Below are 20,029 nucleotides of genomic sequence, written 5' to 3'. Positions count from 1 at the left end.
TCGTGACGGTCGACTTCCCCCACCTGCTCCCCCAGTCCGCCCTCTTGCCGTCCGAGCGGGCGCGCGCCTTCGCCGCCGTCGCCGCACCGCGTCAGCTCGTGGTCGACGGGGTGTTCGAGGGCGGCGGCGCGCTCGGGACCGGGTACGTGGGAGCCCTCCGCGCCCTCGAGGACAACGGCATCGGGTTCGCGCGCGTCGCCGGCAACTCGGCCGGGGCGATCACCGCCGCGATGGTGGCCGCCGGCTTCTCCGCCCGAGAGATCCAGTGGCTGTCCTCGGCGTTCCCCGGCGCCCCGTCGGGGCCGGCCACGCTTACGCAGCGAGGAATCACCGAGCCCATCCCGTTCCCGGACTTCCTCGACCTGCCGGCGGCCGACACGGTCGCGCGGTCGAGCATCCGTCGGACGCAGCTGTGGCACGCGCTGAACGGCAGTGTCCTCGACGTCATCGGGGACATCCCGCTCCCGATCCCGGCTCGCCGTGAGCTGAGGGACGCCTGTGTCCAGGCGATCGTCGGCCTGCCTCTGATCGGAGGGCTGGTCGGAGCGGGCCGAGCGGCCTTGGAGGCGGCGCTCGACGTCGTCCTGTTCCCGGTCCCGGCGGACCCACCCCGGGTCGGGGACTTCCTCCCCGACACCGCGCCGCTGCGCCGCGACTTCGCCGACACGGTGTGGGACGCCGTGGCCGCACAGCAGCCGCTCCAGTACCTGCTCACCAACCTGGTGCACGAGGGCAGCCTGTTCGAGGGTGCGCAATTCACCCGGATCGTCGGTGAACTGCTGTCCCGCAAGGTGCACGACGACCCGGCGAAACCCGTGCAGTTCCGACACCTGCCCGTGCCGCTCGCCGTCATCGCGGCCGACATCGACCAAGGCACGATGACGGTCTACAGCTCGCGGACGAATCCGAGGATGAAGGTCATCGACGCCGTCCGGCGATCGATGAGCATTCCCTTCGTCTTCGAGCCGCAGGGTCCACAGCGACAGATCGTGGACGGCGGGCTGTGCTCGAACTTCCCCCTCTTCCTCTTCGCCGGCGGGAGCGAGCGCTTCTGGCCGGACGGGACGGCCGACGACGACCGCGTCAAGATCGGGCTATCCCTCGACGAGGCCGCGGAGGCGCCGGCCGCGTGGGGCGCCGGACCCGCGCGCTTCGAGACCGCGGGCAGCCCACCGCGCGTCGACACCCTCGAGGTGCTCCGTCCGATCCTGGCGGCCGGGCTGGAGAAGCTGGGTTACCCGGCCGCCGTCGTGGCTCTCGATCTCGCGGACGCCCTCGGCACCGACGGGGGCGGGAACCCCTCTGTCGAGCTGCTCCACCAGATCGCCGGCGTCGTGCAGCGCGGCGTGCTCAACACCGAGCAGTCGACGAGAGAGGCGCTCACGACCGCCCTCATGGCCGACCGCACCTACGTCGACATCAGCGTCCCTCTGCTTGGCTACCACGTCCTTGACTTCTACGTGAACACCGCCGAGGCGCCCCTGGTCGCGATGTGGGACCGGGGATGGCGCGCGGCGATCGAGCCGCTGAGCGCCGCCCGTGACGCGGGAGCCCTCGGAGGGACGCCGATCAGCCGGACGACCTCTCCCTTCCACTGACGCCGACACACCAGGAGCTCCGATGGCGACGATCCGAGGATCGGTCACCTACAACGAAGGCACGCCGGCCGCGGGCGCCGCGGTGCGGGTCCACGAGGACGACGACGCCACGGCCGACGACCGCAGTGCCCGCAGGACCGTCCGAGCCGACGGCACGTACACCGTCTCGCTCGACTGGTCCGACGAGGGCCCGCTCGAGCTGCCCCGATTCCGGTTCACGGCGAGTGCGGACGGAAGGAACCACGCCGGTCCACTCTTCGTCTTCGGTGGCCTGGCCGCCCCGATCGTCCTGCCCTTCCCGCCGCCGCAGCCCGTGAAGAAGTCGACCCGCGACCTGGTGCAGGTCATTCTGCTCTCGAAGGACTATGAGGGCGCGGAGCGCGCGCTGTACGAGTTCATCGAGGTCTCCACCGAGACGTTGACCAGCACGATGCTCGGTGACGACTACCGGGAGGTGACGTTCGTCAAGGGCGAGGACGCAACGCTGCAAGGTGTGGTCGCGACGCTCGACGCAGTCGCGGCACGGTCTGGCACGAGAGCCGTCGACCTCATCTTCTCCTCGCACGGCTTCACCGACCGCATGCTCTTCTGGGACGGCAAGAAGAGTGGGCGCGCTGTGCGGGACGCGTTCGGGGACATCGCGGATGACCGGCGGGCAAAGTTCCGCGCCCTCTTCTCCACGGCCTGTATCGGCCACACGCACACCGATGACTGGCGGGCGATCGGTTTCACCGAGGCGATGGGGTCGAAGGGCATCTACGCCGACTCGGCCGTGTCCTACGCGCCGATGCTCTCCGCGTGGGCCGGCGGACGGACATTCGGCGAGTCGGTCGACGCCGCCAACGCCGCGGATGTGCTCGATGCCGCCGATGAGTTCGCGCGAACCTTCTACCGCGTGCGGAACCAGCCGGAGCGTGCCGAGAAGGTCGACAGCACCCGCGTCCGCCGAGGGCCCGGGAAGACCAGGATCTGGAGTTCTCCCTGACCAGCGGTCGTGGTCCTCAGCCCTCCGGCTCGGGCTCCGTCCCGTCGATCGGCTCCTCGTGCTCGGAGCCCAGCACCGCGCCGGGGACGTCGCCACCCTGCTCGACCACCGGCTCGTAGGACGGCTCGCCCTGCGCCGGCGGCTGGTCGGCCGTGGCGAGCGGGTCGGTGCGGTCGCTGCGCTCGCCCGCCATCAGTGGGCGCCCTCGAGGGTGGCGGACCGCGGGGCCGGGGCGGCCACCAGCTCCGCGGCCAGCTCGCGCAGCCGGAAGCGCTGCACCTTGCCGGTCGCGGTGCGCGGGACCTCGCCGATCTCGATGACGTGGCGCGGACGCTTGAACGACGCCAGGCCCTCGCGGCACCACGCGATCAGTGCCTCGCTGTCCACCGTGTGACCCTCGCGCGGCACGACGCAGGCGACGGGCAGGTCCAGGCCGTCCGCGTCGTGCACCGCGACGACGACGACCTCGGCGACCGACGGGTGCGCCACCAGCCGCTCCTCGACCTCGGCCGGCGTCACCCAGATGCCGCCGACCTTGAGGACGTCGTCGGTGCGCCCGAGGCACGTGTAGGTGCCGTCGGGGTTGCGGACGTAGGTGTCGCCGGTGCGCAGCCACTCCCCCTCGAACACGAGGCGGTTGGTGGCGGTGCGGCACCAGTACCCGGTGCAGATCGAGTCGCCGCGCACGTAGAGCGTGCCGGTCTCGCCGTCGGGCACCGGCGTACCGTCGCTGCCGCGGATCTCGACGTCGTAGCCCGGCACCGGGACGCCGGACGTGCCGGGCACGACCTCGCCGGGCCGGTTGGACAGGTAGATGTGCAGCGCCTCGGTGGACCCGATGCCGTCGAGCACCTCGATCCCGAAGACGTCGCGCATCCCCTCGACCATCCGGGCCGGCAGCGCCTCGCCCGCCGACACCCCGCGGCGCACCGTCGCGAACGCCGCCGGGTCGACCTGCCCGGCCTCGGCGGCCGCGAGCAGCGGGCCGAACGAGCTCGGGGTGCCGAAGAGCATCGTCACGCGGTGGCGCGAGGCGAGCTCGGCGAGCAGGGCCGGCGTCGGGCGCGACGGCTCGAGCACCGCGGCGGCGCCCACCGACAGCGGGAAGAACATCGAGTTCCCGATGCCGTAGGCGAAGAACAGCTTGGCCACCGACAGGCACAGGTCGTCGGGCCGGATGTCGAGCACCTGCTGCCCGTAGGTCTCGCAGACCGTGCGGATGTCGGCGTGCCGGTGCATCGCGGCCTTGGGCTTGCCCGTCGTCCCCGAGGTGTAGAGCCACAGCGCCTGCGACTCGTCCCAGGTGTCGTACGCCGGCGGCGCGCCGCCCAGCGCGTCACCCGCGGCGAGCATCTCGTCCCACGTCCGCGCGACCACGTCGGCGCCGAAGCCGGACGCGTCGTCGCCGGTGACGACGACCTCGGCGACGTCCCCGCCCCGCTGCCGCGCCGCGACGACGGCGGCGCGCGAGGTGTCGGCGAACGTCGCGGAGCACAGCAGCAACCGGCTGCGGGAGTCGGCGACGAGCACGGCCAGCTCCGCGCCGCGCAGCATCGTCGACACCGGCACCGCGACCGCGCCGAGCCGCATCGTCGCGAGGATGCCGGTGAACAGCTCGACCTCGTCGACCATGCAGAGCACGACCCGCTGCTCGGGTTGCACACCCAGCGCCGCGAGCCCCGCCGCGACCCGCCCGATCTCCGCGTCGAGCTCGGCGTAGGTCAGCGAGCGGGACGGGGCCCGCACCGCCTCCCGGTCGCCGTCGCCCGCCGCGATCCGACGGCCGACGAGGTAGTCCGCGGCATTGAACGACTCCGCCATGCGCTGCCCGTCCTCGGTGTGGTGATGGCGTGGTGTGGTGGGTCGCCCGATCGTGGCCCGCGCCGCGCCCGAGCGGAAGACGTGCCCGGACCTCTCAGTTGAAGTGGACGTACTCGAAGTCGACGGGCTTGTCGTTGATCCCGTTGGTCGGCGGGGCGATCCAGCTCGCGATCTTCCCGGGCTCGAGGACGGGGTGCATGAGCCCGCGCACGTGGGTCTTGTCGACCTCGGTGGGCAGCCAGCGGCCCTCGTTCCGCTGCCACTCGTCCTCGGAGATCATCTTCCCCTCGGGCGAGATGCGCTGGCCCGCGAACGCGCCCACCTGGCGGTTGAAGCCGACGTGGGGCAGCGAGAGGCGGGCGTCGATCCCGTGCTTCTCGAGGATGCGGTTCCAGCGCTTGAGCCCGTTGGAGCAGTCGCCGATGTACTCGCTGCGCAGGTCCTGGTTGAGAGCCAGCAGCGCCGGGACCTCCGTCGTCGTGATCTGCCCGTCGCGCACGGCGTCCACCGCACCGGCGTCGTCGGTGAGCACGTGGTCGTCCTTGCGCCGCTCCTCCTGCCAGCGGCCCTTGAGGCCGGCGGTGAAGTAGTTGGCGGCGTTGGTGGACGACTCGTTGCCGAAGAGGTCCAGCGACACCGTGTAGTGGAAGTTGATGTACTTCTGGATCATGTCCAGCGGGATGCCGCCGGCGCCCGCGACGTCCTCGGAGTCGTGCTCGTTCATCAGCTGCGCGGTGCGGGTGACGACGCGGTCGATGCCGGTGGTGCCCACGAACATGTGGTGGGCCTCCTCCTTGAGCATGAACTCGCAGGTCCGCGACAGCGGGTCGAAGCCCGACTCCTTGAGCGTCCCGAGCTGGTACTTCCCGTCGCGGTCGGTGAAGTACGTGAACATGTAGAACGACAGCCAGTCCGGGGTCTCCTCGTTGAAGGCCCCGAGGATGCGCGGCGAGTCGTCCGACCCGGAGTTGCGCGCCAGGAGCTGGTCGGCCTCCTCGCGCCCGGCCCGGCCGAAGTACGCGTGGAGCAGGTAGACCATCGCCCAGAGGTGACGGCCCTCCTCCACGTTGACCTGGAACAGGTTGCGCATGTCGTAGAGCGACGGCGCCGTGGCGCCGAGGAAGCGCTGCTGCTCGACCGAGGCGGGCTCGGTGTCGCCCTGGATGACGATGAGGCGCTGCAGGTCGGCGCGGTACTCGCCGGGCACCTCCTGCCAGACCGGCTCGCCCTTGTGCTCGCCGAAGGCGATCTTGCGGTCCGGGTCGTGCTCGGAGAGGAAGACGCCCCACCGGTACTCGTTCATCGGCACGTGGTCGAAGTGCGCCCAGCCCTCGCGACCCACGTCGACGGCCGTACGCAGGTAGACGTCCTTGGTGTCGACGGCCGGGCCCATGTCGCCCCACCAGTCGAGGAAGTTCGGCTGCCAGCGCTCGAGGGCGCGCTGGAGCTTGCGGTCCGACGCGAGGTCGACGTTGTTCGGGATCTTGGCGTCGAAGTCGATCTTCGGGCGTGAGGAGGTCACGAGGTCACACTCGCTTCTTGTCGAAGTCGGCCTTGCGTCCGGTGCCGTAGCGGCGCAGCGCGCCCTCGGCCCCCGACGCGTTCGGTCGGATGAAGATCCAGTTCTGCCAGGCGGTGAGGCGGCCGAAGATCCGCGTCTCCATCGTCTCCGGGCCGACGAACCGGTGGTTGGCCTCCATGCCGGTCAGCGCGTCCGGGGACAGCGACGCCCGCTCCTCGAGCAGGATCCGGATCTCGTCCTCCCAGTCGATGTCGTCGGGGGCGTCGGTGACGAGCCCGGCCTCCTCGGCCTCGGCCCCGGTCAACCGCTCGCCCACCCGCTCGTGCAGCGCCGCGACGGTCTCGTCGTCGCCGTAGAAGCGGGACTGCAGGCGGGTCAGCCCGTTGCCCATCGGGAAGGCGCCGAAGGTGGACTCGGTGACGACGATCTGCGCGGGCTCCTGCTCCTCGTCGGCGTCCTCGAAGATGCCCTCGAGCATGTACTGCCGGTCGCACGCCAGGGCCAGCTCGAGCAGCGCCCCGGCGAAGCAGCTGCCGGGCTCGACGAGCGCGATGAGGCTGCGGCTCGTGACGTCGAGGCGCTTGAGCGTGCGCTTGAAGTAGTGCCGGATCTCGTTGACCAGCCAGTCCGAGCCCGAGTGCTCCGCGATCACGCGCTCGAAGGCCAGCGCGCCCTCGACCGAGCCCTGGGTCTTGATCAGCCAGGTGCCGATGTCGAGCTCGTTGGTGCGCAGCCGCAGGATGAGGTCGTCGAGCTCGCGGGTCATGGCCAGCGGCCAGAAGTCGGCGCCGAGGGCGTGGATGCGGTCGAGCGACTCGGGCACCGTGCCGGGCTCGGGGCCGAGGACCGTGATGGTCGCCGTGCGCGCCTGACGGTCGATGGCGCAGCGGACGTTCGGGTAGGTGATCGCGTCCTCGGTGACCTCGCGCTGCAGGGGCGGCAGCTCGATGCCCTGCGCGTCAGCCGGCCGGTTCGACGTCGCGGCGGCCTCGGCGGCCCGGGCGCGGACGGTCTCGTCCCACTGCTTGCGCGAGACCGTCTCGTCGACCAGCTTCCACTCGACGGCCTTCGGGCCCTGGAAGCCCTCGGACTTCGTGGCGAAGATGTCGGCGCGGTCCTTGCGGACGTGGCGCTTGTCGGTGACGCGGGTCAGCCCGCCGGTGCCCGGCAGCACGCCGAGCAGCGGCACCTCCGGGAGCGCGACGGCGCTCGACCGGTCGTTGACCAGCAGGATCGTCTCGCAGGCGAGGGCCATCTCGTAGCCGCCGCCGGCCGCGGTGCCGTTGAGCGCGGCCACCCAGGTCTGCCCCGAGTGCGCGGTCATGTCCTCGATGCCGTTGCGCGTCTCGTTGGTGAACTTGCAGAAGTTCACCTTCCAGGGGTGGCTCGACTGCGCGAGCATCCGGATGTTCGCGCCCGCGCAGAAGTTCGAGTCCTTGCCGCTGGTCAGGACGACGCTGCGCACCTCGGGGTGGGAGAAGCGCAGCCGCTGGGTGATGTCGTAGAGCTCGATGTCGACGCCCAGGTCGTACGAGTTGAGCTTGAGCTCGTAGCCCGGCACGAGGCCGCCGTCCTCGGCGACGTCGAGGTAGACCCAGGCCGTCTCGCCGTCGACCTCCAGGCGCCAGTGGCGGTAGCGCGTCGGGTCGGTGTCGAAGTCGACCTGTGGAACGGTCTCCGGGTGGGCCTGCTCGCCGGGGGTCGGGGCCGGCGCGTCCTCGACAACGGTCACGGTGGTGGTCCTCCCTTGTCGTGCGGCCCACACTCTACGACACTTCGACGTCGATGCATAGAGTTGTAGAACTTCGGAGGACACGATGACGTGGCACTGGGTCGCCGAGCACGAACCCCGCTGGGACCAGGACAAGGCGGCCGCGCTGGGTGACCTGCCGCCCACCCTGTTCGGCCTCGGCCACCCCGAGGTGGGCCGCCCGCTGGGCGACACCTGGTGGCGGGTCGAGGACGAGACGGGCGCGGCGATCGGCTACGGCCGGCTCGACGACACGTGGGGCGACGCGGAGATCCTCATCATCGCCGCACCGCCGGTGCGCGGGACGGGCGTCGGCGCGTTCGTGCTCGAGAACCTCGAGCGCGAGGCCGCGGCGCGCCAGCTCAACTACGTCTACAACGTCGTGCCGACCCGCCACCCCGACGGCGAGGAGGTGCGCGGCTGGCTGACGCACCACGGCTTCGCGGCGACCGAGGTCGGCGAGCTGCGCAAGCGCGTGGCGTCCGGGGCGACCCCGAGCCGGGACTAGCCGACCAGCGTCGGGAGCTGCCGGCGCACGCCGGCGCGGAGGTCGTCGAGCGCGTCGGGCGCCCCGGCGAGGTGGCGCAGCAGCGCCTGCGCGAACAGGCCGTCGACCGTCGCGTAGGCGAACGACGGCGAGCACGTCGGCACGGCGCCGACCAGCCCGGCGTACGCCTCGACCGTCCGCCAGATCATGCGCTCGAGGCTGTCGTCGATCTCGGCGACGTCGGCCCGGAACGACTCCTCGAACAGCGACTGGCTGCGCAGGTCGTACCAGAGCCGGTGCATCAGCGCGTCCTGCGCGAGCGTGCCCGCGAGGGCGTCGGCGACGCCCGCGAGCAGCGCGTCCGGCGCCGTGGCCGTGGCCACGATGCCGTCGTGGCGCTCCACGCAGTGGGCCTTGTACTGCCGTACGCAGTAGGTGATGAGGTCGACCTTGTCGCGGAAGTAGTAGTGCAGCACGCCGTGCGAGAAACCGGAGTCCTTCGCGATCTCGCGCAGGCTCGTGCGCGCGTACCCGCGCTCGGACAGCGTCAGCAGCGCCGCGTCGGCGAGCTGGCGGCGGCGCTCGGCGAACTTGTCCACCTGGCGCCGCGCGATGCGGTCGGCCGGCGCGGCGGACCCTGCGACGGACCCTGGGACGGGCGTGGACGTGCTGGTCACGGGCGGTCTCCGGTCGGGTCGAGGCATCCGAGCGTAGCCGACCACGCGCCTTTGGACAGTCGTCCAAGGATTCCTTGACGACCGTCCAAGAGCGTCCCTACGTTGTGACCTGCGTCGCACCAGCGAAGCACGGGACGTGTCGGACCGGCAGCGGTGCCGGCGGGAAGGACTGCGGATGAGTGACGAGCTCGCCGGCCGGAGGGTGCTGATCACCGGCGGCGCCCGCGGCCTGGGTGCCGGGATGGGCGCGGCGATGGCGGCCGCCGGGGCCTCGGTGGTGCTGGGCGACGTGCTCAAGGACGTCGGCGAGCAGACGGCGGCGGGCATCCCCGGCGCGCGCTTCGTCCCCCTCGACGTCACCGACGACGCGCAGTGGGAGGCCGCCGTCGCCCAGACGGTCGCGGAGCTCGGCGGGCTCGACGTCGTGGTCAACAACGCCGGGCTCGAGGTGACCTCGCTGCTCGTCGACACCGAGCCCGACGACATCCGGCGCATGCTCGAGGTCAACCTGCTCGGCACGATGCTCGGCATCAAGCACGCGTTCCGGGCCATGCGCCCCGGCGGCGCGGCCGGTCAGGGCGGTGCGGTCATCAACATCGCCTCGGTGGCGGCGACCATCGCCTTCCCCGCGATCGCCGGCTACTCGGCGACGAAGTCGGGCGTCGACCGCCTCACGCGCGTCGCCGCGATGGAGTCGGGCAAGCTCGGCTACGGGGTGCGCGTCAACTGCCTCTACCCCGGCCTCGTGCCGACCGACATGGGCGTCAAGCTCGCCGTCGAGACCTCGGGGCTCGGGCTGTTCGAGAGCCCGGACGCGGCCGTCGCCGCGGTCGTGGAGCTGACGCCGTCGGGCCGGCTCGCCGAGGTCTCCGACATCGCCGACGCCGCGGTCTTCCTCGCCTCCGACGCCGCGCGCTTCGTCAACGGCGTGGGCCTGCCGGTCGACGGCGGCATGGGCATGTGAGGTCGCGACCTCGGTGACGGGACCCGCTCCGCAGGGTCCCGTCACGTGGTCAGCGGTGCCCGGCCACCCCGCGGGGCTCGTAGCGCTCCTCGAGGCCGGCGATCTCGTCGTCGTCGAGGTGCACGTCGAGGGCGGCGATCGCGTCGCTGAGGTGGTGGGACTTCGTCGCGCCGACGATCGGGGCGTCAACGACCGGGTTGGCCAGCACCCAGGCGAGCGCCACCTGCGCCCGGGACACCCCGCGCTTCTCGGCGACCTCGGCGACCTTCTCGACGATGTGCCGGTCGGTGTCGCGGTAGAGCGTCTTGCCGAACTCGTCGGTCTCGCCGCGGGTGGTCGAGGAGTCCCAGTCGCGGGTGAGCTTGCCGCGCGCGAGCGGGCTCCACGGGATCGACCCGACGCCCTCGTCGGCACAGAGCGGGAGCATCTCCCGCTCCTCCTCGCGGTAGAGCAGGTTGTAGTGGTCCTGCATCGTCACGAACCGGCTCCACCCGTTGACGTCCTGCAGGTGGAGCGCCTTCGAGAACTGCCACGCCCACATCGACGACGCCCCGATGTAGCGCGCCTTGCCCGCCTTGACGACGTCGTGGAGCGCCTCGAGCGTCTCCTCGATCGGCGTGTCGTCGTCCCAGCGGTGGATCTGGTAGAGGTCCACGTAGTCCATGCCGAGCCGGCGCAGCGAGGCGTCGATGCCGGTCATGATCGCCTTGCGGGAGAGGCCGGCGCCGTTGGGGCCCTTCCGCATGCGGTTGAACACCTTGGTGGCGACGACGATCTCGTCGCGGTCGGCCATCTCGTTCAGCCAGCGGCCGGTGATCTCCTCGGAGGTGCCGGCCGAGTAGACGTCCGCGGTGTCGAAGAAGTTGATGCCGGCGTCGAGCGCCTGGCGGAAGAAGGGCTTCGCGTCGTCGGCGTCGAGCGACCAGGGCCAGCCGCCGGCGTCCGGGACGCCGTAGCTCATGCAGCCCAGGCAGATGCGTGAGACGTCGAGACCCGTCATGCCGAGCTTCGTGTACTCCATGGACGTCAGCGTGCCCCACCGACCGTTCGCCGACCCGGGATCGGCACGGGGAATCGGCCGGTCGTCGACCGCGCTGGCCCTGGACAGCGTGGCGGAACGCCGGGACAGCGCCGTCCCCCTCCGCTCGAACCGCCCGGAATCGTCCAGAACGGTCGTACGCCCCGTGAACCCTCCCGCCGTCGCGTCGCCGGACCGGCGCCGCTGGCTGATCCTGGCCGTGATCGGGATCGCCCAGCTGATGGTGATCCTCGACAACTCCATCGTGAACATCGCCCTGCCGTCGGCCCAGGCGGACCTCGGGTTCGACGACGCGCAGCGCCAGTGGGTCGTCACGGCCTACGCGCTGGCGTTCGGGAGCCTGCTGCTGCTCGGCGGCCGGCTCTCGGACCTCGTCGGCCGCAAGCGCGCCTTCCTCGTCGGGCTGGTCGGGTTCGCCGCCGCGTCGGTGCTCGGTGGCCTCGCGCCCGGCTTCGAGCTGCTCGTGGCCGCGCGTGCCCTGCAGGGCGTGTTCGGCGCGCTGCTCGCGCCCGCCGCGCTCTCGCTGCTGACCACCACGTTCACCGAGGGACGGGAGCGGGCGCGCGCGTTCGGGGTGTTCGCCGCCCTCGCGGGTTCCGGCGCCGCCATCGGGCTCCTGCTCGGGGGCGCGCTGACCCAGTACGTCGACTGGCGCTGGTGCATGTACGTCAACGCCGTCTTCGCCGCGGTCGCCTTCGTCGGGGCCTCGCTCCTGCTCCCGGCGCACCCGGTCGAGCACCGGCCCCGCCTCGACGTCGTCGGCACCGTCCTGGCCTCCGCGGGCCTGTTCGGCGTGGTCTACGGCTTCGCGAGCGCCGAGACCGACGGCTGGTCGTCGCCGCTGGTCTACGCCCCCCTCGCCGCGGGCCTCGTGCTGCTCGTGGCCTTCGTCCTCGTCCAGCGCCGGGTGCGGGCGCCGCTGCTGCCGCTGCGCGTGGTGACCGACCGCTTCCGCGGCGGGTCCTTCCTCACGATCCTCGTGCTCACCACCGGCATGTTCGCGGTGACGCTGTTCCTCGCGTACACGCTGCAGCAGGTCTTCGGCTACTCCCCGCTGGTCACCGGGGTGGCGTTCCTGCCGATGGTGGCGTGCATCGTGACGGCCGCGAACACGGTGCCGTCGTACCTGCTCCCCCGCACCGGCCCGAAGCCGCTGGTGGTCCTCGGGATGCTGCTGGGCGCCGGCGGCCTGTTCTGGTTCTCGTTCCTGACCCCGACGTCCGGGTACGCGAGCCACGTCCTCGGCCCGCTCATGATGATCGGGCTGGGCATGGGCACCGCGATGTCGACCTCGATCAACACGGCGACCTACGGCGTCGAGCCCGGTGACGCCGGCGTCGCGTCGGCGTCGGTGAACACGATGCAGCAGGTCGGCGGGTCGGTCGGCACCGCGCTGCTCTCGAGCGTCGCGGGCACCGCGGCGGTGGGCTTCGCCGGGCCGCCGCTCGCCGCGGCGCTGCACGGCTACACGATCGCGTTCCTCGTCGCCGCCGGGATCTTCGTCGTCGGCGCCGTCGTCGTCGGCGTCCTCATCCCGGCCGGGCGCACCACGGGACGCGGGGCGGTGACGACGCGGACGACGGCGCCGGAGCGCGAGGTGCCCGACGGCACCGGCCTCGCCGGCACCGTCCGCGACGCCCGCGGCCAGGCCGTCGAGGGGGCCACGCTGACCCTCGTCGACCCCGCGGGTCGCGAGGCGGGCCGGGCGGTCAGCGACGCCGGGGGCGACTTCGACCTGCGCGCCGACGGCCCGGGCGACCACCTGCTGGTCACCGGCGCGCCGGGCCTCGCCCCCAGCGCCCAGCGGATCGTGCTCCTCGACGGGCGCACCACCCGCAGCGACGTGGTGCTCGAGCACGCGCAGGTGCCTGTCGGCTCGTGAGCAGAAATCGGTGCTCCAGCACCGATTTCTGCTCACGAGCGCGGAGCGCACCTAGGCCGTGTGGTGCACCTCCTGCTTGCCGTGCACCGGGGTCGGGATGCCGACCGAGCGGGCCTTGAGCTGCAGGGCGAGGTAGAGCGAGTAGAAGCGCGACTGGTGCAGGTTGCCGCCGTGGAACCACAGGTTGTCCTGCTGGGTCGGCTTCCACATGTTGCGCTGCTCGCCCTCCCAGGGACCGGGGTCCTTGGTGGTGTCCGAGCCCAGGCCCCAGACCTTGCCGACGCGGTCGGCCATCTCCTGGCCGATGATGTCGGCGGCGCGCTGGTTCATCGAGCCGTAGCCGGTGGCCAGCACGACCAGGTCGGCCTCGAGGCGGGTGCCGTCGTCGAGGACGACCTCGTGCTCGGTGAGCTCGGTGATCTGCCCCTTGGCCAGCTTCACCTTGCCCTCGGCCACGAGGTCGGCGGCGCCCACGTCGATGTAGTAGCCCGAGCCGCGGCGCAGGTACTTCATGAACAGGCCCGAGTCGTCGTCGCCGAAGTCCAGGTCGAAGCCGGCCTCGGTGAGCTTCCGGTAGAAGTCCGCGTCGATCTCGCGGGCCTTGTCGTAGGTCGGCTTCTGGAACGTGTGCATGATCCGGTAGGGCAGCGACGCGAAGATCATGTCCGCGGTGTGGGTGTCGATGCCGCTGGCCAGCGCGCGCTCGGAGTACAGGTCACCGAGCCCGTACTCCATGAGCGTGTCGGACTTGATGATGTGCGTGGAGCTGCGCTGCACCATCGTGACGTCGGCGCCCACTTCCCACAGCGCCCCGCAGATGTCGAACGCCGAGTTGTTCGACCCGATGACCACGACCTTCTTGCCCTTGTAGGCGTCCGGGCCGGGGTGCTGGCTCGAGTGCTGGATCTCGCCCTGGAACCGCTCCTGGCCCGGGATCGCGGGGATGTTCGGCTTGCCCGAGACCCCGAGCGCGAACACCAGCTGCTTCGGGCGGAGGGTGACCTCCTCGCCGGCGCGGTCGACCACCACGGTCCACTCGCCGGACGCCTCGTCGAACGTGGCGCTCTTCGCGGTCGTGGAGCCCCAGTAGTTCAGCTCCATGATCTTCGTGTACATCTCGAGCCAGTCGCCGATCTTGTCCTTCGGCGCGAAGACCGGCCAGTTGTCCGGGAACTTCAGGTAGGGCAGGTGGTCGTACCAGACCGGGTCGTGCAGGGCGAGGCTCTTGTACCGCTTGCGCCAGGAGTCGCCCGGGCGCTCGTTGGTCTCGACGATGATCGTCTCGACCCCGAGCTGGCGCAGCCGTGCGCCCAGCGCGATCCCGCCCTGCCCGCCGCCGATGATGACGACCTCGGGCTGGCGGGTGTAGCCCAGCTCCGCGGCCTCGGCCTCGCGGCGCTCGCGCCAGGTCACGCGGTCGGGGTTGGCACCGTGCTCGGTCCCGAACGGCCGGCGCTCCCCCCGCGGCTCCTCGTGGCCCTTGAGCTCGTCGAGCGTGGTCAGCAGCGTCCACGCCTTCCCGTCGCTGTTCAGCCGCAGGTGCCCGCTGCCCCGCCCGATCGCGGTCTCGAACGTCAGCCACGCCTCGGTGACCCCGTCCGCCTCGGTCGGCTCGCCCGTGACCTCGAAGCTCACCGGGGCCACCTGACGCGCGGCCTCCGAGCCCACCACCCCGGCGACGCCGGACGGGCCCTCCACCGTGATCAGGTTCCAGGTGAACGACACCAGGTCGCGCCAGTACGACTCGTCCGCGAACAGCGCCCCGGCCCGCTCCGCGTCCCCGGCCGACACCGCGTCGGCGAAGTCCGAGAGCCAGCTGCTCACCCGCCGGTCGGTCTCGGTGCGGCCGCTCTCCACCGTCTGCGTCACTGCTGCCTCTCTTCACCGGGCGACGTCCCGTGTCGACCGTGGGCGGCGCCCGCCTCCGCCCACCGTCCTCCTGCGTGGGAGACAGTGAAGCCGATCACGCCTCGCGGCGGCAGGGTTGCAGGCAGGTTGCGTCCGCCCCGTCGTGAGCAGTTGACACGCGTATAGGCGCGCCGACTACTCACATGGGGGTCAGCCGAGGACCAGGGGGCGGTAGCCCAGGACGCTGGCGGCGCCGTCGAGGTAGGCGCGGCGGTGGGCGCGGGGGACCCACGCCTCGACGGGGTGCACGGTGAGCATCCCGCCGCCGGCGATGCGCCAGCGCTCCTCGTCGGCGACGGCGGCCGAGGCGTCCTGCTCGCCCTGGGCCCGGGCGACCTGCTCCGGAGTCATGACCGGCAGGCTCCCCCACCCCGCCGGCCGCGTCCAGATCTAGAAGATCGAGTACGCGCCGTCGACGACGATCTCGTCGCCCGTGTGGAACCCGCCCGCCCCGCCCGCGAGGTAGACGGCGAGGCGCGCGAAGTCGTCGGGCACACCCCAGCGCCGCTGCGGCATGCGCGGCATCACGGCGCGCTCGAATCGCTCGTCGTGCAGCGTGCGCGAGGCCAGCGGCGTCTCGGTCCAGCCCACGACCAGCGAGTGCGCGTTGACGCCGTGGCGCGCGAGCTCGATCGCCAGGCCCTTGATGATCGCGGTCAGCCCGGCCTTGCTCGCGGCGTACGCCTGGTTGCGGGGCGCGCCGTGGACCGTCGACACGCTCGACGTGCCGACGAGCACCCCGCCCCCGCCCCGGTCGACCATGTGCCGCGCCGCGGCCCGCAGGGTCAGGAACGCGCCGTCGAGGTCGACGCGCGTCACGCGGCGCCACTCCTCCAGCGTCGTGTCGACGAACCGGCTCCCCGAGCCACTGATCCCGGCGTTGGCGAAGCACGAGTCGACGCGGCCGAAGTGCTCGAGCACGCCGGCGAAGGCGGCCTCGACGTCGTCCTCGTCGCCGACGTCGCAGCGCCAGGACCGCACGCGGGTGCCGTGCGCCGCCAGCTCCTCGACCGCCGCCGCGTTGCGGTCGGGGTTCGTGCCCCAGATCGCGACGTCCGCACCGCACTGCGCGAGGCCCCGGGCCATGCCGAGCCCGATCCCCGAGTTCCCGCCGGTCACGAGCGCGACGTGGCCGGTGAGGTCGAACAGACCGCTCACCTGACCGCCCACCGGCCGGTGAACGTCGCGTCGCGCTTCTCGTTGAAGGCGGCGAACGCCTCGGGGGCGTCCTCGGTGGCGAAGTTGACCGACTGCGCCCGGGCCTCGCTCGCCAGTGCGTCGCGCAGCGGACGGTCGGCGTTCTCGTGCAGCAGCGCCTTCGACTGCGACACCGCGACCGGCGCCATCGCCGCCAGCCGGCCCGCCAGCTCGGCTGCATACGCCTCGATCTCCTCGACCGGGACCACCCACGTCACGAGCCCGAGCCGCAGCGCCTCGTCGACGTCGATCATCTCGGCGAGCAGGGCGAGCCGCTTGGCCTGCTGCATCCCCACCAGGCGCGGGAGCAGCCACGACCCGCCGAAGTCGAGCGAGAGCCCGCGCTTGGCGAAGATCTGGGAGAACCGCGAGCGGGGCGTCGCGACGACGAGGTCGCAGCCCAGGGCGAGGTTCCAGCCCGCCCCGACCGCGACACCGTCGACGGCCGCGACGGTCGGCACCGGCAGCTCGTGCAGCAGCAGGGCGACGTCGTTGACGAACCGCATCCGGTCGAGCGGGTGGCCCTCGCGCGCGCCGGAGAGGTCGGCGCCGGCGCAGAAGTCGCCGCCCGCCCCGGTGATGACGACCGCGCGCACGTCCGGGTCCCGGCGCACCGCGCCGAGCTGGGTGTGCAGCGCCTCCCAGAGCGCGGCGTCCAGCGCGTTCTTGCGGTGCGGGCGGTTGAGGGTGAGCGTGAGGATGCCGCCCTCCCGCCGGGTGAGCAGGACCTCGTCGTCCATGTGCGCGGCTCCGTCCCCGGACAGCAGATGACGTCCGGAACCTATCGATCGATCGTTCGGGGGTCGAGTCGTCCTATGCTGTCGCGATGACCAGCCCGGCGGCGGTGCCGCGCGGGGGCGGGCGGGAGGCCATCACGCGCGCCGCCCGCGAGAGCTTCGCGGAGCGCGGCTACCACGGGACCTCGATCCGTGACATCGCCGCGCGGGCCGGCCTGTCGCTCTCGGCGCTCTACCACTGGCACGCCGGCAAGCAGGAGCTGCTCACCGCGCTCGTCGAGGAGAGCACCGAGGAGTACTTCCGCCGCTGCGACGAGGCCCTGCGCGACGCCGGCGACGACCCCGCCGCCCGTCTGCGCGCGCTGGTGCGCGCGACGATCGAGTACCGGGTCAGCCGGCAGGTCGAGAGCACCATCGCCGCCTCCGAGTGGCGCAACCTCGACCCCGAGAACCGCGAGCGCCTCGACGGCCTGCGCGCCGCGGCGTCGAAGCTGTGGGCCGACCTCGTCGACGACGGCGTCGCCCGCGGTGTGTTCCGCTGCGAGCACCCCGACGACGCGCGCCGAGCCGTCGTCGCCGCGTGCAACGCCATCGCCCAGTGGTACGAGCCCGACGGTGGGGTCGGCGTCCCCGAGCTGGTCGAGCGCTACACGGCCATCGCGCGGCGGATCGTCGACTGCCGGTAGCGCCGCACCCCTGCCTCAGAGCTCGCCTCAGAGCTTGGTCAGCACCACCTCGGCGGTGGACTTCTCGTGGTCCGGCGGCGCGTCCTCCACGTCGATCCAGGTCAGCGTGCCGTCCTCGATGACCGCCGCGTAGCGCTGCGACCGGATCCCGAGCCCGAAGTCCGTGGCGTCCATGTCGGTGCCCATCGCCTTCGCGAACAGGGCGGACCCGTCGGCGAGCATGGTGACGCCGTGGACCTGCTGATCCCTCGCCCAGGCGCCCATGACGAACGGGTCGTTGACCGAGACGCACACGATCCGGTCGACGCCCTTGTCCGAGATCTCGCCGGCCCTGGCCACGAAGCCCGGGAGGTGCGCGTCGCTGCACGTCGGGCTGAACGCGGCGGGGACGCCGAACAGCACGCTCCGCCCGCTCGCGAAGAGCTCTCCGGAGCGCACGGACTCGGTGTTCCCCGCGGCGTCCACCGTCGTCAGCGGCACGTCGGGGATCTTCTCTCCCACAGCGATCATCGTTCGGGTCTCCTTCGATCGGTCGTGGACAACTACTAGCTGCCCACGGCAGCGGCGTCCAGGAGGTGCGCGAACTTCCGCTTCGCCTCCTCGCGGCGGGTCGGCACGTGCTCGCTCGGCACCTCGCGGGGCTCGTAGCCGCGCAGCACCCGGCGGGCGACGGTGACCTTGTGGACCTCGTCGGGCCCGTCGTAGATCCGCGCCGCGCGGGCGTGGCGGTACATGCCCTCGAGCGGCAGGTCGGTGGTGAAGCCCAGCGAGCCGTGCACCTGGATCGCCCGGTCGATGACGTTGTAGAGCACCGTCGCGCCGAAGAACTTGATCATCGCGATGTCGGTGAGCGCCGCCTCGGTGCCGCCCTGGTCCATCTTCCAGGCGGCCTGCAGCGTCATCAGCCGCGCGGCGGTCATCTCGGCGGTCGAGGTCGCGATCCAGTCCTGGACCATCTGCTTCTCCGAGAGCACCGACCCGTGCGTGTACCGCGACACCGCCCGCTCGCAGAGCATGTCGAAGGCGCGCTGCGACTGCCCCAGCCAGCGCATGCAGTGGTGGATGCGCCCGGGCCCCAGCCGCTTCTGGGCGAGCAGGAAGCCGTCGCCCTCCGCGCCGATGAGGTTCTCGGCGGGCACGCGCACGTCGCGGTAGATCACCTCGGCGTGCCCGCCGGGCCGGCCGGTGCGCTCCTCGGGGTGCTCCATCGTCGGGATGTCGCGCAGGACCTCCACGCCGGGGGTGTCGGTGGGGACGACGAACATCGACGCCCGCCGCCGCGGCGCCGCGTCGGGGTCGGTGACGGCCATGAGGATGAGGAAGTCGGCCACCGACCCGTTCGACGTGAACCACTTGTGCCCGTTGACGACGTACTCGTCGCCGACGCGCTCGGCCCGGGTGGTCAGCAGCGTCGGGTCGGCGCCGGCGTTCGGCTCGGTCATCGAGAACGCGCTGCGCAGCTCCCCGTCGAGCAGCGGCTCCATCCAGCGCTTCTTCTGGTCGTCGTTCGCGCCGAGGGCGAGCAGCTCCGCGTTGCCCGAGTCCGGCGCGTTGTTGCCGAACACCGCCGGGGCGTACTGGCACTGCCCGAGGATCTCGTGCATCAGCCCGAGCTTGACCTGGCCGAACCCGCCCCCGCCGAGCTCCGGCGGCAGGTGCGCGGCCCACAGCCCGCGCGCCTTGACCTCCGCCTTCAGCGGCGCCGTCGCCCGCGCCAGCGTCTCCCCGTCGAGGTCGAGGGTCTCGAGCGGGAGGATCTCCTCCCGGACGAACGTGCGCATCCACGCGAGCTGCGCCTCGAACTCGGGCTCGGTGGAGAAGTCCCAGGCCATGCGCTGTCCTTTCTAGGCCGTGTACGCGAGGTCGAGTCCGGGGCCGTCCCACTCCAGGGTGTAGAGCACGCCCCGCCCCGAGGACGTCACCCAGGCCGTGCGCGACGCGGCGCCGGCGAAGCAGATGTTCGTGACGTAGGGATCGTGCTCGGGCACCGGCATCTGCCGCCGCAGCGTGCCGTCCGGCGCGATCACGCTGATCGCCCCCGTCATCAGGGTCGCGACGCAGACGTTGCCCTCGCCGTCGACCGCGAGCGAGTCGAGCATCTGGTAGCCACCGAGCCCGTGCAGGAGCGCGGCGCCGCGCGGGCCGACGGGCTCCGCGGTGCGCGCCAGGCGTCCCGGGCCCGCGACGTCCCACGCCCAGACCCGCCCCGTCACCGTCTCGGCGACGTAGAGCCGCGCGCCGTCGGGCGAGAGGCCGACCCCGTTGGGCTGGGTCAGCGGGTGCACCACCTCGGTGATCGACGACCCGTCCGGGCGCGCGTAGTACAGCGCCCCGGTGTCGCGGTCGCGCTCGCGGCTCTTGCCGATGTCGGTGAACCAGAACCCGCCGTCGGTGTCGAAGACGATGTCGTTGGGCCCGCGCAGCGGGCGCCCCTCGCACGCCGTGTAGAGCTCGGTGACCCTCCCGACGGCGGGGCCGTCCAGCTCGACCCGCTGGATGCTCCCGCCGACGTAGTCCGCGGGCTGGTGGCCGGGCGCGGTGATCCCGTCGCGGTCGTGCCAGGTGAAGCCGCCGTTGTTGCAGACGTACACCGCGCCGTCCGGACCGATCGCGGCGCCGTTGGGACCGCCGCCGAGCTCGGCGACCACGGCCGTCGTCCCGTCGGGCGCGACGCGGGTCAGCGTGCCCCGCCGGATCTCGACGACGAGGACGTCACCGCCCGCCAGGGCGACGGGTCCCTCCGGGAAGCCCAGCCCGGTCGCCACGGTGCGCACGC

Annotated in this window: 19 protein-coding genes; 6 read left to right on the top strand and 13 right to left on the bottom strand. The window is 72.1% G+C overall.

Going from position 1 to position 20,029, the window contains the following annotated elements:
• The first annotated feature begins 2 nt into the window (after nucleotides 1-2).
• A complete protein-coding gene (locus tag PGB27_RS17705; protein WP_274201702.1) occupies nucleotides 3-1,598 on the top strand; it encodes a patatin-like phospholipase family protein in 1,596 nt (531 codons plus the stop codon).
• Nucleotides 1,599-1,620: 22 nt separating this feature from the next.
• Nucleotides 1,621-2,583, top strand: a complete 963-nt coding sequence (locus tag PGB27_RS17700; RefSeq protein ID WP_274201701.1) for a hypothetical protein — start codon at nucleotides 1,621-1,623, stop codon at nucleotides 2,581-2,583.
• Between the two features lie 16 nt (nucleotides 2,584-2,599).
• Here the strand turns inward: PGB27_RS17700 and PGB27_RS17695 are convergent, their stop codons facing one another.
• The 4 genes from PGB27_RS17695 to boxC form a co-directional block, all read right to left on the bottom strand.
• Complete coding sequence (locus PGB27_RS17695; RefSeq protein WP_274201700.1) at nucleotides 2,600-2,776, bottom strand: hypothetical protein; 177 nt, start codon at nucleotides 2,774-2,776, stop codon at nucleotides 2,600-2,602.
• Complete coding sequence (locus tag PGB27_RS17690; protein ID WP_274201699.1) at nucleotides 2,776-4,404, bottom strand: benzoate-CoA ligase family protein; 1,629 nt, start codon at nucleotides 4,402-4,404, stop codon at nucleotides 2,776-2,778. The genes PGB27_RS17695 and PGB27_RS17690 overlap by 1 nt, the downstream gene beginning before the upstream one ends.
• 94 nt (nucleotides 4,405-4,498) lie before the next feature.
• Nucleotides 4,499-5,926 (bottom strand): benzoyl-CoA 2,3-epoxidase subunit BoxB, encoded by a 1,428-nt coding sequence (gene boxB, locus PGB27_RS17685; RefSeq protein WP_274201698.1) that lies wholly within the window; start codon nucleotides 5,924-5,926, stop codon nucleotides 4,499-4,501.
• Between the two features lie 4 nt (nucleotides 5,927-5,930).
• Nucleotides 5,931-7,658 (bottom strand): 2,3-epoxybenzoyl-CoA dihydrolase, encoded by a 1,728-nt coding sequence (boxC, locus tag PGB27_RS17680; protein WP_274201697.1) that lies wholly within the window; start codon nucleotides 7,656-7,658, stop codon nucleotides 5,931-5,933.
• Nucleotides 7,659-7,743: 85 nt separating this feature from the next.
• On the opposite strand from boxC, the gene PGB27_RS17675 reads away from it, so the two are divergent.
• Nucleotides 7,744-8,184, top strand: coding sequence for a GNAT family N-acetyltransferase (locus PGB27_RS17675; RefSeq protein ID WP_274201696.1), 441 nt, complete (start codon nucleotides 7,744-7,746; stop codon nucleotides 8,182-8,184).
• On the opposite strand, the gene PGB27_RS17670 is transcribed toward PGB27_RS17675, so the two are convergent.
• On the bottom strand, nucleotides 8,181-8,840 hold the full coding sequence (locus PGB27_RS17670) for a TetR/AcrR family transcriptional regulator (protein WP_408630089.1): 660 nt from the start codon (nucleotides 8,838-8,840) through the stop codon (nucleotides 8,181-8,183). The two genes, PGB27_RS17675 and PGB27_RS17670, sit on opposite strands and share 4 nt — an antisense overlap.
• 175 nt (nucleotides 8,841-9,015) lie before the next feature.
• Here PGB27_RS17670 and PGB27_RS17665 point away from each other — a divergent pair, with 175 nt between their 5' ends.
• The gene (locus tag PGB27_RS17665) at nucleotides 9,016-9,804 is read left to right on the top strand and encodes an SDR family NAD(P)-dependent oxidoreductase (RefSeq protein ID WP_274201695.1); all 789 of its coding nucleotides are present in this window, start codon (nucleotides 9,016-9,018) and stop codon (nucleotides 9,802-9,804) included.
• A 49-nt stretch (nucleotides 9,805-9,853) separates the two neighbouring features.
• Here PGB27_RS17665 and PGB27_RS17660 read toward each other — a convergent pair whose 3' ends face one another.
• Nucleotides 9,854-10,825, bottom strand: a complete 972-nt coding sequence (locus PGB27_RS17660; protein ID WP_274201694.1) for an aldo/keto reductase — start codon at nucleotides 10,823-10,825, stop codon at nucleotides 9,854-9,856.
• 163 nt (nucleotides 10,826-10,988) lie between these two features.
• Between PGB27_RS17660 and PGB27_RS17655 the strand changes: the two genes are divergently transcribed.
• A complete protein-coding gene (locus tag PGB27_RS17655) occupies nucleotides 10,989-12,725 on the top strand; it encodes an MFS transporter (protein ID WP_332843817.1) in 1,737 nt (578 codons plus the stop codon).
• 51 nt (nucleotides 12,726-12,776) lie between these two features.
• On the opposite strand, the gene PGB27_RS17645 is transcribed toward PGB27_RS17655, so the two are convergent.
• From PGB27_RS17645 to PGB27_RS17630, 4 genes are all read right to left on the bottom strand, one after another.
• The gene (locus PGB27_RS17645; RefSeq protein ID WP_274201693.1) at nucleotides 12,777-14,594 is read right to left on the bottom strand and encodes a flavin-containing monooxygenase; all 1,818 of its coding nucleotides are present in this window, start codon (nucleotides 14,592-14,594) and stop codon (nucleotides 12,777-12,779) included.
• Nucleotides 14,595-14,783: 189 nt separating this feature from the next.
• A complete protein-coding gene (locus PGB27_RS17640) occupies nucleotides 14,784-14,984 on the bottom strand; it encodes a hypothetical protein (RefSeq protein ID WP_274201692.1) in 201 nt (66 codons plus the stop codon).
• A gap of 39 nt (nucleotides 14,985-15,023) precedes the next feature.
• A complete protein-coding gene (locus PGB27_RS17635; protein WP_274201691.1) occupies nucleotides 15,024-15,791 on the bottom strand; it encodes an SDR family NAD(P)-dependent oxidoreductase in 768 nt (255 codons plus the stop codon).
• Nucleotides 15,788-16,570 (bottom strand): enoyl-CoA hydratase/isomerase family protein, encoded by a 783-nt coding sequence (locus PGB27_RS17630; RefSeq protein ID WP_274201690.1) that lies wholly within the window; start codon nucleotides 16,568-16,570, stop codon nucleotides 15,788-15,790. The genes PGB27_RS17635 and PGB27_RS17630 overlap by 4 nt, the downstream gene beginning before the upstream one ends.
• A gap of 86 nt (nucleotides 16,571-16,656) precedes the next feature.
• On the opposite strand from PGB27_RS17630, the gene PGB27_RS17625 reads away from it, so the two are divergent.
• Nucleotides 16,657-17,253, top strand: coding sequence for a TetR family transcriptional regulator (locus PGB27_RS17625; RefSeq protein ID WP_274201689.1), 597 nt, complete (start codon nucleotides 16,657-16,659; stop codon nucleotides 17,251-17,253).
• A 27-nt stretch (nucleotides 17,254-17,280) separates the two neighbouring features.
• Here PGB27_RS17625 and PGB27_RS17620 read toward each other — a convergent pair whose 3' ends face one another.
• From PGB27_RS17620 to PGB27_RS17610, 3 genes are read right to left on the bottom strand one after another with little or no spacing between them, the layout of a single operon-like run.
• Nucleotides 17,281-17,763: a peroxiredoxin gene (locus tag PGB27_RS17620; RefSeq protein WP_274201688.1), complete on the bottom strand. Its 483-nt coding sequence runs from the start codon at nucleotides 17,761-17,763 to the stop codon at nucleotides 17,281-17,283.
• Between the two features lie 35 nt (nucleotides 17,764-17,798).
• Nucleotides 17,799-19,085 carry an acyl-CoA dehydrogenase family protein gene (locus PGB27_RS17615; RefSeq protein ID WP_274201687.1) on the bottom strand — a complete coding sequence of 429 codons (1,287 nt, stop codon included), beginning with the start codon at nucleotides 19,083-19,085 and terminating at the stop codon, nucleotides 17,799-17,801.
• Between the two features lie 12 nt (nucleotides 19,086-19,097).
• On the bottom strand, nucleotides 19,098-20,027 hold the full coding sequence (locus PGB27_RS17610) for an SMP-30/gluconolactonase/LRE family protein (RefSeq protein WP_274201686.1): 930 nt from the start codon (nucleotides 20,025-20,027) through the stop codon (nucleotides 19,098-19,100).
• Nucleotides 20,028-20,029 lie beyond the last annotated feature (2 nt).

Origin of the sequence: Actinomycetospora lemnae (assembly GCF_028737315.1) — a bacterium.
Classification (GTDB): Bacteria; Actinomycetota; Actinomycetes; order Mycobacteriales; family Pseudonocardiaceae; genus Actinomycetospora; species Actinomycetospora lemnae.
This window is presented reverse-complemented; position numbering and strand designations above follow the sequence as displayed.

Excerpts from the sequence above, each read along its gene's own strand:
- PGB27_RS17700 (WP_274201701.1), top strand. The coding sequence starts at position 1,621 with ATGGCGACGATCCGAGGATCGGTCACCTACAACGAAGGCACGCCGGCC.
- PGB27_RS17695 (WP_274201700.1), bottom strand. The coding sequence starts at position 2,776 with ATGGCGGGCGAGCGCAGCGACCGCACCGACCCGCTCGCCACGGCCGAC.
- PGB27_RS17690 (WP_274201699.1), bottom strand. The coding sequence starts at position 4,404 with ATGGCGGAGTCGTTCAATGCCGCGGACTACCTCGTCGGCCGTCGGATC.
- PGB27_RS17675 (WP_274201696.1), top strand. The coding sequence starts at position 7,744 with ATGACGTGGCACTGGGTCGCCGAGCACGAACCCCGCTGGGACCAGGAC.
- PGB27_RS17665 (WP_274201695.1), top strand. The coding sequence starts at position 9,016 with ATGAGTGACGAGCTCGCCGGCCGGAGGGTGCTGATCACCGGCGGCGCC.
- PGB27_RS17660 (WP_274201694.1), bottom strand. The coding sequence starts at position 10,825 with ATGGAGTACACGAAGCTCGGCATGACGGGTCTCGACGTCTCACGCATC.
- PGB27_RS17640 (WP_274201692.1), bottom strand. The coding sequence starts at position 14,984 with ATGACTCCGGAGCAGGTCGCCCGGGCCCAGGGCGAGCAGGACGCCTCG.
- PGB27_RS17630 (WP_274201690.1), bottom strand. The coding sequence starts at position 16,570 with ATGGACGACGAGGTCCTGCTCACCCGGCGGGAGGGCGGCATCCTCACG.
- PGB27_RS17625 (WP_274201689.1), top strand. The coding sequence starts at position 16,657 with ATGACCAGCCCGGCGGCGGTGCCGCGCGGGGGCGGGCGGGAGGCCATC.
- PGB27_RS17620 (WP_274201688.1), bottom strand. The coding sequence starts at position 17,763 with ATGATCGCTGTGGGAGAGAAGATCCCCGACGTGCCGCTGACGACGGTG.
- PGB27_RS17615 (WP_274201687.1), bottom strand. The coding sequence starts at position 19,085 with ATGGCCTGGGACTTCTCCACCGAGCCCGAGTTCGAGGCGCAGCTCGCG.